The following is a 14883-nucleotide window of genomic DNA, read 5'->3' as shown; positions in this document are numbered from 1 at the left end:
ACATCGTATAGTACGGCTTTTCAACACTTTGCGACAGATTAGGCTTCGCAACTGTCACAGCCTTCAACTTCAACAGCGGTAGAGCGGACGTAATAGGTGGATTTTAACCCGGATGACCAGGCGGCCAAGTGCAAATGTAATAACGTTTTCGCTTTAATATCATGACGGACATACAAGTTGAAGGAGATGCCTTGATCGATGTGCCGGGCCCGGGCCGCATTTTGCCTGATGCTCCACTCCTGGTCAATGTGATAGGCCGATTTGTAATACCAGGCTGTCTCAGCTGAAAGATCAGGGGCCGTCACAGGAATTTTATAATTTTTCTTTTCTTCGACATATTCCCGTTTGAAGATGGGGTCGATTCCTGCTGTAGAGCCGGCAATAATGCTGGTAGATGAATTGGGGGCTACAGCCAGCAGGTACCCGTTGCGTAGTCCATACCGCTGAACATCTTTTAGCAGGTTCCTCCAGCTCCCGTCCGTATAGCCTCTCAGTTCAAAGTACCGGCCAGTTTGCCAGTCTGATCCTTGAAAGAGCTGATAAGCTCCTTTTTCTTTGGCCAATGTCAGGGAAGCTTTGATGGTTAAGTAGTTGATCTGTTCATAGAGCTGATCCGCATATTGAACGGCTTCTTCGGATTCCCAGCGGATGCCCTTCATGGCCAGCAGGTGATGCCAGCCAAACGTACCCAGACCAATCGCGCGGTATTTACGATTTGTGAGCTGGGCTTGCGGCACCTCTATATTGTTAAGATCAATGACGTTGTCCAACATGCGCACCTGGATGGGAATCAAGCGTTCCAATACATCATCTGTTACCGCCCGGGCCAGGTTGATGGAGCTCAAGTTGCACGCGACAAAATCACCAGGGTTTTTGGTTATGATGATTTTGCCGTCGCGTGTTGTTTCTTCCTCTACAACGGTGGGAGACATGTTTTGCATAATTTCTGTGCACAAGTTACTAGCGTAAATCATACCTGCATGTTTATTAGGATTCAGGCGGTTGGCTGCATCGCGGTAAAACATGTACGGTGTGCCGGTTTCCAGTTGGGATTTCAGAATGCGTTTAAACACCTCGATGGCCGGGACTTTTTCCTTGCTTAAACGGGGCTCGTTGACGCACGCCGCATACTTCTCTCTGAAACTGCCCCGGCCCGGCTTCTCGTCATAGAAATCTTCCAAGGACCAGCCCATCACTTGGCGCACTTCATGGGGATCAAACAAATACCAGTCTCCCCGTTTTTGCACTTGTTCCATAAACAGATCAGGTATGGAGCAGCCGGTAAACAGATCGTGGGTGCGGAAACGTTCGTCCCCGTTGTTTAACTTGGCATCCAGAAAATCAAAGATATCTATGTGCCAAACGTCCAGATAGACAGCAATAGCACCCTGCCGCTGACCCAGCTGATCCACACTGACTGCCGTGTTATTCAATTGTTTCATCCAGGGCAATACACCCAGTGACTTGCCTTTAAAGCGGCGAATGTTAGAACCCCGGCTGCGGATCTTGCCCAGATAAATGCCTAATCCTCCGCCGTTTTTGGACAAAGTGGCTGCATCCGTGTTACTGTCATAAATGCTGCGTAAAGAGTCTTCCACCGTATCGATAAAGCAACTGCTCAGTTGCCCTTTTGCTTTACCGGCATTGCTCAGTGTAGGCGTAGCCACAGTCATGTACAGATTGGATAAGGCCCAGTAAGCTTCTTTGACCAACTTCAGCCGCTGGTGACGGTCCTCTCCCATCATCAGGTACATGGCAATGATCATCCACCGTTCTTGGGGAAACTCCATGATTTGATCGTCATAATTGCGGAGCAGATAGCGGTCGGCCAAAGTTTTAATCCCGATGTAGGTGAAGAGCTTGTCCTTGTCAAAATCAATCATTGCGGCTAATTCTTCCATTTCTGCTTTTGAATAGGCCGTCAACATCTCTGGGGCGTAGAGACCTTCCTCTGACAAGTCATGGATTAACCGATACAGGGCATGTTGCGGATATTTAACCGGCTGGTTTGGATCCATGGCCAGTCCCCTGTGTTTGATCACCTTCGCGTAAAGCATGCACAGATAAAAAGTGGCAGCCACATAGGTCCAATCTGGCTCTTCACCAGTCACACGTTCTAAAGCAGATAATACCAGATGAGTCAGCAAATGTTCGTCTGTCACGTCGGAACGACGTTCCAGCCACCGGTGTGCCTTGTGTTCATATTCCTGAAAGTCAAGGTGAGGGAAGCGGTTTTTTACTTGGGATAACCACTTCTGCAAACGTTCCAAACTCTCTTTTTGATCATACCCTTCCCAACCCTTTTCTTTCTGTTCTCTTTGCATCACAGGAAGATTCAATACACTCACTCCTTCTCCTTGTTTTTAAGCCCGAAGATTGACAATAAAAAAACCCTTTCTCAACGGAGAAAGAGTGAAAACGTCACAGGCCACAAAACCGGTTGAAAAAAATAAACAAGCACAAAAAATGTGGATGCAAATCATGAAAGCACAAGCCAATAAAAGACCAGTTTTGTATCACAAACTGGCTTCTTCCGGATTTGTGACACGCTTCCGTTTTCTTCTCTCAATCCCCGAAGAGACAGAAAACATAAGGTAAAGGCAGGTCTCCTGACTTATGTTTCATCCTACTCTGAGCCTTCCCATAGGTACTCTGCACAAGGGAGAGTGAGCCTACAGTGGTTGTTCTCATTTCGTCCACAAATACAGTTGCGGGCCAGTTCTGGATTCTCACCAGATTCCCTATTAAGCCTCCTCAGGCACCTTTACCCGAGCCTATTCAATTGCAGGTACAGAACCAGGAAACACTTCAAATACTACATATTGATTTTATTAAGAAAAAAATACAATATGTAGTATAGAACAAGCATACCTGCTGGATAATGAAATGTCAACTTATTTTTGCCAAATCTTTAAAAGCACCCATAACACCGTTTCTTCTGAAGGTCATCATGCCACTTCAAATCCTGCCAGCAAAGCCGAAGGCAGTACCCAGTACACCGACCACCGGAATGCCTGCTTGAACCGCTTCAGGAAAACATCTTCTTTTCATTTTGCAGACCGTCGCGCGGTCCCACTTCACAAATCCGGATCATCTGTATGCCTCCCCGTTTTCTTTATTTTTGGACAGATGAACATTTTATATCAATGATATGGTATAAACCGACTTTTGACGAATATAAATATCGGAAACCGGGGGCATAGGGGGGCTTTCATGAAAGCAGAAAAGGAAAAGTTGCCGCTGGAAGGCATTCGGGTTTTGGAAGTGGGAACCCTGCTGGCTGGTCCGTTTTCAGGACGTTTGTTATTGATACTGGTGGGCATCGGGGCCGCTGTTTATCCCCATGCGGTACAACGGATTTTTAGTGCCAGAAGTGAAGCGACCTTGAAACGATCGCTGTGCAACATGGCCTGGATGCCGTTTATCACAACAGGTCTTGTCTTCCTGATCGGTTTGATTGGCATCAAAGCTTTTCCAGGTCTGGAGAACCAAGAATCGGAACAGCTGGGGGGCATAATGGCCAGCGCCATTGCCAATGAGCTCATCCTGTTTTATTGGGCCATGATTTTGCTGTTTGGGGGTATTGTGGCCGCTATTGTATCAACCGCTGATTCTGCTCTGTTAAGTCTCTCATCTATGGTGTCCAAAGACATCTATGGCCGCCTGGTCAACCCCCAGGCTTCAGACCAAACCAAAATCATGGTCGGGCGTGCCACAGGTGCCGTGGTGGTCTTCATTTTACTGATTATTGCCTGGTATCAGCCGGCTACACTGTATGAGATTTTTATCTTGAAATTTGAAGTGTTGATTCAAGTGGCCCCAGCCTTTATTTTAGGATTATACTGGAAGCGTCTTCATAAGCATGCGGTCCTGCTGGGCATGTTAGCAGGAGCAGGGCTTGCCGGTTACATGACCATCACCGGTTTAAGAACACTATTAGGTTTTCACAGTGGATTATGGGGGTTATTAGTTAATGTGCTGATCTGTGTGGTGGGCAGTTATCTGTTTACGCTGAGTGCCAAGGAACAACAACGTTCGGAAAAAATCATGTCCGTTTAAAAAGGAATGAGTCATATACAGGTTTAAAACTAAACATCTATATATCTGTAGTGTAGACCGTTCGTCTACAAGTCTGACAGTTGCCGTGACAGGCAACCGTTTTTTTTTAAAGCCTCTAGCTCTTTTTGGCATTAAATTTGCATTATTGTTGATGAACAGAACAGTCATGAAAGTAGGAGGAAAAGATATGGATTCGCACCACCGTCTGCTTGTTCAATATATTCAACAGGAACACCTGGACCGGTGTGGGGAGGACGTTGTCGAGAGCCTGAAGGGTGCTGTGATTGACGTGGTGGGTGCCATTATCGCCGGGGCCCATACGGAAGCTGCCCAAATAGCGTACGAAATGGCCGCCAGCCAGTGGGCGGAGGGGCCTTGCTCTGTCATGATTTTCGATCGCACGTTCTCATCAACAGGGGCCGCTTTCGTTCATGCCGTTATGGCCAATGCTCTGGATATTGACGATGGGCATCGTCTGGTCAAGGGACATCCCGGAGCAGTGATATTTCCTGCTGTGTTCGCTGCAGGGGAAGAGCAAGGGGCTAGTGGAAGGAACTTGTTGACAGCTCTGTTGATCGGATATGAGGTAGGCATCAGGGCGGGCATCCTCGCTCACCAATTACGGCCGGAGTATCACTGCACAGGATCCTGGGGATCCATTGGGGCTGCGGCAGGGGTCGCCCGGCTGATGAGACTCTCTCCCTCAGCCGCCGCTCATGCCCTGGGTATCGCAGAATATCATGGCACTTATTCTCCCATGATGAGGGGGATCGATCACCCTTCCATGGTTAAGGATGCCATCGGATGGGGCAGTTTGAGCGGTATCGCTGCTGCTTTGTTAGCCGCTCAGGGATTTACCGGTATTCCGTCTCTCTTTTCCTGTCCTGAAGCCAAGATGCTGCTTGATGAATTGGGAGAATATTACCGGATCCGGGAATTGTACTATAAACCTTATGCTTGTTGTCGTTGGGCCCATCCAGCTGTCGAAGGCGTAAGATTTATCAAAGAACACTATCAGCTTTCTTTTCAGCAAGTGGAACGTATTGTTATTCACACTTTCAAGGAAGCGGCTTGCTTGTCCAGACGGCCACCTGCTAACACAGAGGAAGCCCAGTATAATCTGGCCTTTCCCGTCGCTGCCTTTCTGGTTTGTGGAGAGGTGGGGCCACGGCAGGTATTGGCAGAATTGAATCATCCGGCCATCCTGGAATTGATGGATAAGCTGAGCGTTCAGGTCAAACCGGAGTTTGACCAGCAGTTTCCGGCAAAAACCATGAGCCAGGTAGAGATTATGACAAGAGACGGGAAACAAATGGCTTCACCGGTCATGCAAGCCAGGGGAGATGTTGACAATCCAATGCCTATTAATGAGCTCAAGGAAAAATTTCTGTGGCTGACCTCTCCCTGTTTAGGTGCAGAACATGCTGAAGATCTCCTTACGCTCCTGACTCACCTGGAGGAACTGGAGGATATCAAGTGCCTAAGCAGATTTTTCTCTCGTTTGGTTCAGAGTAGGGCGCAGACAATGAATAAATAATTTGTCCAGTAAGTTGCTGTTGGCACAGAAATTGCTAGATTTAAAGTTGAAGGCCTATCTTTCAGATCATGGGAGGGAATGGATCAATGCAAGAACGACCGATTCATTTTTACAGCGATGGGTACAAATTGGAGGGCACCCTCTATTTACCTGATGATTATCAAGAAGGTGAGAAACGTCCCGCCATTATTCCCAATTCCGGCTACCAAGGGTTCAATGAATTTTATCCCCGTCTTTTTGCCCGTTATCTGACAGCGGCAGGGTATGTCTGCTTGGGATTTGACTACAGGGGCTTTGCCCAAAGTGAGGGGATTCCGGGACGGGTGGTACTGGACGAACAAGTGGAAGATATCATCAATGCCGTGACCTATCTTCGGGCTCAGCCGCAAGTGGATCCTGAACGGATCGGCCTGATCGGCTGGGGTATGGGGGCAGCCAATGTGATCCGTGTGGCCGCCCAGGATCAGAGGGTGAAAGCGGTCGCCGCGTTGAACGGTTTTTATCATGGGGAACGCTGGTTAAAATCGGTTCACTCGTATGTGGAATGGCGCAAAATTTTACACATGGTGGATGAAGACAGGCTCAAACGGGTTTTGACGGGTCAATCCCTTCTCGCTGATCCTTTTATTCATTATCCTCTGGATCCTGATACTGATGATTATGTTCAGAAGGAATTGGCACCGCTTTCAGCATTCGGTCAAAAAACCACTATCCAATTTACGGAATCTATCATCCGCATGAATGCTGAGAAAGTGGTTCAAGACATTGCTCCCCGTCCTCTGTTTATTGCCCATGGCAGGGATAATGCCCTGCATCCGGTGGAGGAAGCCTTATCTCTCTGTGAGAAAGCCCGGGAGCCCAAACGTTTATATCTGATTGACGGGAAGCACAACGACTTTATGTATCAGGATCATCCAGTATTTCTTGATTTGGTGGATGCCCTGAAAGCGTTTTTTGATGATTGCTTAAGAGAGCATGATAACTGTAAAAATATTTTGACCTGCTGACAAAATATTTTGCTTCGAGCACGCATTTGGAAAGGAAGTAGAAACATGTCCATTTACCATCCTCTGTTAGAAGGAGCCATTGAACTTCACTGCCATGCTGATCCCAGCTTGTTTCCACGCAGACAAACCGATTGGGAGCTGATCGAAGATATCAAACAGGCCAATATGGCCGGCGTGGTGATTAAATCTCATGAATCCCAAACGGTGGACAGGGCTTCGCTCATTCGCATGAAGGAACCTGGGCTTCACGTTTACGGCGGACTGGTGCTCAATTATTTCACAGGCGGACTGTCACCAACGGCTGTAGATTGCGCCATCCGCCTGGGGGCCAAAATGATTTGGATGCCCACCTTTTCGGCAGCACAGCACCAATGTCACTTTGCTAAAAAAAAGACTCGCTTCTTCAACAGTGACAAGCCTCTTGTTCATCCGCAAGAAGGGATTCGCATCTGGGATGAGAACAGAAAACTATTACCGGAAGTGCATGAGATTCTTTCCTTAATCGCTGATGCCGGCATTATATTGGCCACCGGTCATTTGTCTGCAGAAGAGGTACACGCACTGGTCGGTGCGGCCAAGGAACACAAAGTGGAAAAAATTTTGATTCAACATGCTGATCTAGGCATTGCACCCATTCCGTTGGAGCAGCAAATCACCTTGGCCAAGCAGGGGGCTATAATTGAAAAGTGTTATTTGGCCGTCAGCGAGGATTTTAATGATTTGACCATCGAACAGATGGCTGCAAGTATCCGCCGGCTTGGCCCCTCCGCTTGCGTACTGGTCACTGATTACGGACAGGTCCACAACGTGCCTGTGGTAGAGGGGTTAAGCCAGTTTGTCGAAAAACTGCTCAAAGCTGGGATAAAGGAGAATGACATTGAGACCATGATTGTTCACAACCCGCGCCGGCTATTGGGGATTGAAGATGCCTTCCCTGGGGAATAGGCTCAGAAAGAACCCGGGGATATTTCACGCGATCAAAGGCTACTAAAGGGGGATGAGACCGATGGATGCCAAGATAATCGAAGAGCTGTCCCGCATTATGTCAAAGGAACGCATTCTGCAGAATGTGGCTGACCGGTACTCATACAGTTTTGATGCTTCCTTTGGCGAATATCTTCCCGATGTGGTGGTGCAGCCCCAGAGCACTGAAGAGATCAGCCAACTTCTTCAGTTGGCTAACCGGTATAAGATTCCCGTTTACCCCCGGGGGGCAGCCACCTCCTTAAGCGGTGGTCCTCTTCCGGTACAAGGGGGTATGGTCTTGGACATGTCCCAAATGAAGGAAAAATTGATCATCGACAAGGAGAATTTGTTAGCGATTGTCTCCCCGGGGGTGATCACGGCGGATATTCACCAGAAAGCCGAAGAAGTGGGGCTGTATTATCCTCCCGATCCTTCCAGTTCCCACGTGTCGACCATCGGGGGGAATCTGCTGGAAAATTCAAGTGGTCCAAAAGGGCTGAAATACGGGACGACAAAAGATTATGTCATCGGTCTGGAGGTGGTCACGCCTACAGGGGAGATCATGCGCACCGGAGGAAAGACGGTCAAGAACGTCACAGGATATGATTTAACCCGTTTGATTGTCGGTTCAGAAGGAACTTTGGCCGTGGTGACAGAGGCAATTTTAAAATTAATCCCCAAACCGCCTGCCCGAAAAACCATGATGGCCACTTTTAAGCGTTTGGTCGATTCGGGTTATGCCATCACACGTATCCTCCAATCTGGGATTTTGCCCTCTGCCCTGGAGATGATGGACCAATATTGCATTCAAGCGGTTGAACATTACCGGCCGTCCGGTTTGCCGGTGGAGGCTGAAGCCCTGATCATCATTGAAGTGGACGGACATCCTAAGGCCGTGGAGGAGGAAATCCATACATGTGCCGAGATTTGCCATCAACATGATGCTCTGGAGGTTAAGGTGGCCAACAATGAGGAGGAACGGCAAACATTGTGGCAGGCACGGAGGATGGTTTCGCCGGCGATTTCCAAGTTAGGGCCAACAAAAATTTCCGAAGATGCAACGGTACCGAGAAGTAAAATTCCCGACATGATGGAGCACTTGAGGAAGATACGTGAAAAATATCAGTTGAACTTGGTGGTTTTTGGCCATGCTGGAGACGGAAATTTGCACCCGAACATTCTCACTGACAAGAGGAACAAAGAAGAGATGAAAAGGGTGGAAGATGCGATTGGTGAAATCTTTGAGGCGGCGTTGGCCCTTGGCGGCACCCTTTCCGGTGAGCATGGGATCGGGACATTGAAAGCCCCTTACCTGAAGAGAGAATTAGGAGAAACAGGTGTGATCATGATGAAAAAGATCAAAGAGGCCTGGGATCCGAACCATATTTTAAATCCGGGCAAAATTTTTCCCCAACCGGGCCAAAACAAGGTGGTGTTAACATGAGTGATCCAGCCCGTCAATTGTACGAACGCGTCCATGCTGACACCAACCAATGTATTCAATGCGGTTATTGCCTGCCATCCTGTCCCACATACACATCCATGGGCAAAGAGTCAGCGTCTCCCAGGGGACGAATTAATCTGGTGAAGATGGCGGCAGAAGGGAAGATTCACGTCACCAACGATTTGGCCGAGCCCCTGGATTTGTGTCTCGGCTGCCGGGCCTGTGAAGTGGCTTGTCCTGTCAATGTTCCCTACGGTCATATTCTAGAGGAAGCCAAAGAGGCAATCGCCCAGGCACAGACGGCTGAGTCTTTGACATGGAAAGAAAAAGGGAAACGGTTTGTGTTGAAGCATGTGTTTCCTTATTACAAACGTTTGCAAGGACTAGGCTATTTGATGTGGTTTTATCAAAAATCGCCCTTACCTTTTCTATTAAGAAAAACGAAGTTGTTGGAAACAGTGTCCGAACCGTTGGCCTGGTTTGAAAAAGCCCTGCCTGCAGTCGAAAATCCCTTAAAAAAACCCAAACGGGGAGGAGTGATTCCGCCTGAAGGCCAGAAAAAAGCCCGGGTAGCTTTGTTTACCGGATGTATCACCGATACCCTCATGTCCCGGACCAACCGGCTGACCATTGAGTTGTTGAGCAAGGTGGGTTGTGAAGTGGTCATTCCTCCTCAACAGACCTGTTGTGGTGCACTCCATGCTCACCAGGGAACGACGGAAATGGCCAAGGCGTTGGCCAAAGCCAATTTGGCCGCCTTTGAGGCCGTGGAAGCCGATTATTATGTGAACAATGCCGGTGGATGCGGGGCCATGTTGAGGGAATATGACCGTCTGTTGGCGTCCGACGAAGACTGGGGGCTGCGGGCGGAACGGTTTGTGGCCAAGGTCAGAGATATCAGCGAACTTTTGGTCCATTTTGGTCCCCTCCCATTTCAAAAAAAGATAGAAGGGGTTATCACCTATCAAGATTCCTGCCATTTACGCAACGTCCAAGGCGTGTTCCAAGAACCCAGGGAGCTGCTCAGGTCCATCCCCGGTGCTCGCTTTGTCGAGTTTACAGGCAGTGAACGCTGTTGTGCCTCAGGAGGCATTTACAACCTGTTACATTATGATGAATCGATGGCCATTTTGGAGGAGAAAATGGGCTCTGTTCAGCAGTCACAGGCTCAAGTTATTGTCACCTCCAACCCAGGCTGCTTGTTGCAGATGCGTTTAGGTGTGTTAAAGTTTGGTCAACCGGCCAAGATGAGAGCGGTCCATCTGGTAGATGTCCTGGCGGAAGCCTGCGGGTTAACGGAAAAGGAGGTATAGGCATGCGTCTGGCAATGGCTCAAACACAACCGGTTTTAGGAGATGTTCAGCACAATCTGAAACATCTGTTGCAAACGATGGAGATCCATCAGGGGAAAGCCGATCTGCTCATCTTTCCCGAGTTGTCCCTCACCGGCTATATGCTGCAAGAAAAGGCTTATGAGGTGGCTCTGGCACTGGATGCCACGGAGATGCGTTTAATCAAAGAGGCCAGCCGGGATTTGAACATGGGGGTCGTTTTCGGTTTTGTGGAAAAAAGTGATGATGACATCCTCTACAACTCGGCCGCCCTGGTTCATGAAGGCCGGTTAATGACCGTTCACCGTAAAGTGTACCCGGTCACCTATGGGCTTTTTGAAGAAGGGAAGGTGTATGGACGGGGCAGGAAGGTGACAGTCGTCCCATTTGGAAACTTTAAGGCCACCCTATTAATTTGCAATGATCTGTGGCATCCGTCATTGGTTCAGCTGTGTGCCTATCGTCATGCCTCCTTGCTGATCGGCCTGGTCAACAGTCCCCAAGGAGGGCTAGGCCAACGTTATTCCAGTGCCGAAGGATGGGAACGGGTTGGCCGGTTTTATGCGACGATCTATGGTTGCTATGTCGTGCTCGTTAACCGTGTGGGAGTAGAAAAGGGTGTGTCATTTTACGGGCGTTCCCTGCTGATCGATCCCTTTGGCCAAATAGTGGAGAGCTGTCCTTTTGACCAGGAAGATTATAAAATGGTCACGATTGACAGAAGAGAAGTGTTTGAGGCTCGCCGCCTGTTACCTACAATGCGTGATGAGGACCTGCTTTTTACACGTTCACAATTGGAAAATCTTTCTGGCACACAGGTTTGATCTAAAAATTTGGACTTGACCGTCAAAAGGGCGCTGAACAATAATGAGGTAAACCAATAGGGGAAACTCCTGGCGAGGGTCAGGAGTTTTTTGGCATTATATCATCTCATGTTTCATTCTGCTTCAAATGGCAAATCTGTCATGGCAAGGAGAATAGTTGATGATCCAACTTTTTCGCTCGAAACTGACCAAACGGTATATCTTTATTACCAGCGTGGTGATTTTTGCGACGCTCGCCCTTTTGTACGGGATTACCACTCAGGTAATGAAACAGTCTGTACAGGAACAAATTGAGTACCGGGATGAATTAATTGCCCACACCTTGAGCAGCCGGATCAATTTTACGCTGGGAAGCATGATTCAGGATTTAAGGCAGGCGTCCTTATTTCTGTTGAACAAGAATGCGGCGGCCCATGAGGCATTTACGGCGGAGATGGAAAGGCGTATTGCAACGGAACCTTTGTACCTTTTCATCCTGTCATTTGATGCCCAAGGACATATTGTCCAAAGCATTCCAGGAACCTCATTTGATCAAGCTGTCGTTATCGGCCATATCCATGAACGGTTATCCTGGAGCAAAACTTATCATGTTTCGCCGCTCATCTCATTGCCAGATGGAACGCCGGCCATTGCCGTGGCCCATCCGGCGGTTGATGAAGATGGAACATTTGAAGGAGGGGTGGTCGCCTTTTTAAATCTTAACGTTTTGTCTGACCATCTGAACAAGCTGAAAATAGGGGAAGAGGGGGTTAATGTCCTCATTGACCGTCAAGGCCATGTTGTCGGACACAGTTCCCCCCAGTGGATTGGAACGAACATACACCAACACCCGTTGGGTCAACATTTGTACCGTGACCGTTACGGGATGTGGCAGGGCGAATTGTTCGGTGAACAAATGGTTGCTGCCTACCGACCGCTTCGCTGGGGCGGCATGGGCCTGATTGTCGCGGAGCCTTTTGAACAAGCCATGGTTCCTGCCCATCAGCTCAGAAACGTTTTATTTAAAGGATTTTTTGCGGTTTTATTGATTGGTATTGTCTTGAGTACGGTGTTAAGCCTCAGGGTGTTACACCCCATCTTGCAACTCATCCGGCAGGTGAAAGAATATCAGCGGAATGAACGCAAATGGTTCACACCCTTAAAGACAAAAGACGAGATCGAAGCATTGTCTGTCACCATGGGCAAGATGGCCAATGCTCTGAGGGAACAGGAAAGACGCCTCTTTTATATACTGGAGTCCGTCCCATATGGGGTCATTACTACGGATCAGCACGGGAATATTATCACATTTAATAAGGGTGCAGAGAAACTGACGGGATTTTCCAGAGATGAAGTGCTGGGACGGTCCATATTTACGTTGCCGCTCAAAGAGAGAAAGGAAGAGTTTGTATCTTGGAAAACATTAAAGGAAGGCAAAGCATTTGATGAGGTGGAAAGCTATATCTATGATAAACATGGGTATAAACGGGACGTCCGGATCTATGCCTCCCGCTTCCGGGGGGAACATGAGGAGTTACTCGGCACCATTGTGATCATGAGGGACGTCAGTGACATGAAGAAGTTGGAAGAATACGTGCGCCAGAGTGAACGCTTGGCCTCTTTGGGACAACTGACAGCAGGGATCGCTCATGAGATTAAAAATCCGTTGAGCATTATCCAGGCAGCGGCAGAGGCGCTGCAACTGGAGTTGACAGAATCCCCCCGCCAAGCTTCCCCTATTGAAGAATTGGTCAACGACATATTAGAAACCACTCACAGGATGAATCAGTTATTGATCCATTTTTTGAAATTAACCAAAGAGGAAGACAATGGTGAAAGGGAACCGGTGAGTCTTGTTTCTGTTTTAAATGAGCTGTTGCATTTATTAAGAAAACGGTGCAATGACCAAGATATTGAAGTTGTCAAGGCTTATGAGCAAACGGGAGCTTGGGTCCATGCCCGGCGTAACGGCTTGGTACAGGTGTTTTTAAATATTATTTTGAACAGCCTGCAGGCGATGGGACACGGAGGCACACTCAGTGTGCAGCTTAGGGATAAGCATGATGAATGGTTAGTTGAAATAAAAGACACGGGAAAAGGCATCCCGCCTTCACAGTTAAAATGGATTTTTACCCCCTTCTATTCCACCAAACGGGAGGGTACCGGGCTGGGTCTGGCCATTGCCCATGAAATTGTCACCCGCCATAATGGGAGGATTTGGGCTGAAAGTGCAGAAGGACAGGGTACCACCATGTTTGTGCAGCTGCCTAAAAGCAGAGAGGAGTGGGACGATGAGACGCCTTCTGATTGTTGATGACGAAGTAAAGTTATTGCGCATTTTAAAAGGAGCATTACAAAAGAAAGGGTACAGGGTGGAAACGGCTGCCACTGGAGCAGAAGCAAGACGGAAAATGGCGGCGCAACCGGCTGACATCGTATTTTTGGATTTGATGCTTCCCGATGTCTCCGGATTGGAACTGTTAGAGGAATGGGTCTCCCTTTACCCCCATAAATTTTATATCATGATGACGGCTTATGGAGACATTGAAAGTGCCGTGAGTGCCATGAAAGCAGGGGCCTTTGATTACATGGTCAAACCGGTGCAGCTGGACAACATCCAACTGGTCATTGACAAAGCTTGTGAATGGCTGCAGATGAAAGAAGAAAACCGACAGCTCAGAGAAAAATTAAAGAGCTTGGAGTCTGCTCCTCTTGTTGGAACAAGTCCAGCCATGAAAAGCATTATCCAATTAGTGGAACGGGTGGCCAATACGGATGCCAATGTGTTGATTCAAGGAGAAAGCGGGACCGGCAAAAGTATGATTGCCCGTTTGATTCACCTATGGAGCGGCCGTCAAAACGGACCTTTTATTTCTGTAAACTGTGCGGCGATTCCTGAGCAGTTGTTGGAGAGTGAGTTGTTCGGTTACGAAAAGGGGGCTTTCACAGGGGCTACAACGAGCCGTCCCGGTAAATTTGAGGCCGCTGACGGGGGAACGATTTTTCTGGATGAAATCGGTGAGGTCAACCCTGCCCTGCAAGCGAAATTATTGCAAGTGACACAGGACAAAACTTTTATGCGGCTGGGAAGTAACAAAACCAAAACAGCGGATGTCCGGCTGATCTCGGCCAGTAACCGGGATTTGAAGAAAATGGTGGAATCAGGAGATTTCAGAGAAGATTTGTACTACCGCTTAAATATCGTGGATATTCATATTCCGCCGTTGAGAGAAAGAAGAGAGGATATTCCCGTTTTGGTGGAAACATTCCTAAACAAGCAGCGCCATAAAAACGGGATCGATTACAGCATTTCTCCTGAGCTGATGAATGTCTTGACGGAATATGACTGGCCGGGAAATGTGAGGGAGTTGGAAAATGCCATCGAACGGGCTGTCATCCTATGCCGCAACCATCAGCTGTCCGTGGAGGATTTTCCCCGTGAGGTCAGGGAAAGAAAGGATGAACCATCTTCGCTTCCCCCTATTTCCCTGAAAAAAGATAAATCCCTGCCCGAACTGCTGGAGGAAATGGAAAAACAATTGATTATGCAAGCGTTGGACGAAACCGGGGGTAAAGTAGCGGAAGCGGCCAGAAAACTGGGGATTTCCCGGCAAAACCTGTTTTATAAGATGAACAAATACTTCATTAATTGAGTGCTTAACAGAGCGCCAAAGGTCTAGGGGGCGCTCTGGTCTGCTTTGATCATACGAAATGTGTGCCAAAACGTTTGTGTGTA

11 protein-coding genes and 1 riboswitch are annotated in these 14883 nt (G+C 48.2%); of the genes, 9 read left to right on the top strand and 2 right to left on the bottom strand.

The window, feature by feature from the left end; all coding sequences use genetic code 11:
• Positions 1–38: 38 nt before the first annotated feature.
• Both J2S00_RS00905 and J2S00_RS00900 read right to left on the bottom strand, forming a co-directional pair.
• Positions 39–2324, bottom strand: coding sequence for a ribonucleoside-diphosphate reductase subunit alpha (locus J2S00_RS00905; RefSeq protein ID WP_307334520.1), 2286 nt, complete (start codon positions 2322–2324; stop codon positions 39–41).
• A gap of 258 nt (positions 2325–2582) precedes the next feature.
• A riboswitch (cobalamin riboswitch) is annotated at positions 2583–2781 on the bottom strand.
• Between the two features lie 177 nt (positions 2782–2958).
• On the bottom strand, positions 2959–3081 hold the full coding sequence (locus J2S00_RS00900) for a hypothetical protein (RefSeq protein WP_307334517.1): 123 nt from the start codon (positions 3079–3081) through the stop codon (positions 2959–2961).
• Positions 3082–3213: 132 nt separating this feature from the next.
• Between J2S00_RS00900 and J2S00_RS00895 the strand changes: the two genes are divergently transcribed.
• From J2S00_RS00895 to J2S00_RS00855, 9 genes are all read left to right on the top strand, one after another.
• Positions 3214–4059, top strand: coding sequence for a sodium:solute symporter family protein (locus J2S00_RS00895; RefSeq protein ID WP_307334514.1), 846 nt, complete (start codon positions 3214–3216; stop codon positions 4057–4059).
• A 187-nt stretch (positions 4060–4246) separates the two neighbouring features.
• A complete protein-coding gene (locus J2S00_RS00890) occupies positions 4247–5596 on the top strand; it encodes an MmgE/PrpD family protein (RefSeq protein ID WP_307334511.1) in 1350 nt (449 codons plus the stop codon).
• An 86-nt stretch (positions 5597–5682) separates the two neighbouring features.
• Positions 5683–6603, top strand: coding sequence for an alpha/beta hydrolase (locus J2S00_RS00885; RefSeq protein WP_307334508.1), 921 nt, complete (start codon positions 5683–5685; stop codon positions 6601–6603).
• Between the two features lie 45 nt (positions 6604–6648).
• Positions 6649–7548 (top strand): DUF6282 family protein, encoded by a 900-nt coding sequence (locus J2S00_RS00880; RefSeq protein ID WP_307334505.1) that lies wholly within the window; start codon positions 6649–6651, stop codon positions 7546–7548.
• Positions 7549–7609: 61 nt separating this feature from the next.
• Positions 7610–9013, top strand: coding sequence for an FAD-binding oxidoreductase (locus tag J2S00_RS00875; RefSeq protein WP_307334502.1), 1404 nt, complete (start codon positions 7610–7612; stop codon positions 9011–9013).
• Positions 9010–10326, top strand: coding sequence for a (Fe-S)-binding protein (locus J2S00_RS00870; RefSeq protein ID WP_307334499.1), 1317 nt, complete (start codon positions 9010–9012; stop codon positions 10324–10326). Before J2S00_RS00875 ends, J2S00_RS00870 begins: the two co-directional genes overlap by 4 nt.
• A 2-nt stretch (positions 10327–10328) precedes the next feature.
• Complete coding sequence (locus J2S00_RS00865) at positions 10329–11168, top strand: nitrilase-related carbon-nitrogen hydrolase (RefSeq protein ID WP_307334496.1); 840 nt, start codon at positions 10329–10331, stop codon at positions 11166–11168.
• 160 nt (positions 11169–11328) lie between these two features.
• On the top strand, positions 11329–13461 hold the full coding sequence (locus J2S00_RS00860; RefSeq protein ID WP_307334494.1) for a PAS domain-containing sensor histidine kinase: 2133 nt from the start codon (positions 11329–11331) through the stop codon (positions 13459–13461).
• Positions 13439–14800: a sigma-54-dependent transcriptional regulator gene (locus J2S00_RS00855; protein WP_307334492.1), complete on the top strand. Its 1362-nt coding sequence runs from the start codon at positions 13439–13441 to the stop codon at positions 14798–14800. Before J2S00_RS00860 ends, J2S00_RS00855 begins: the two co-directional genes overlap by 23 nt.
• Positions 14801–14883: the final 83 nt, after the last annotated feature.

Source organism: Caldalkalibacillus uzonensis, from assembly GCF_030814135.1.
Lineage (GTDB): Bacteria > Bacillota > Bacilli > Caldalkalibacillales > Caldalkalibacillaceae > Caldalkalibacillus > Caldalkalibacillus uzonensis.
Note: the sequence above shows the minus strand (reverse complement) of the source record. Positions and strands in the feature narration are given on the sequence as shown.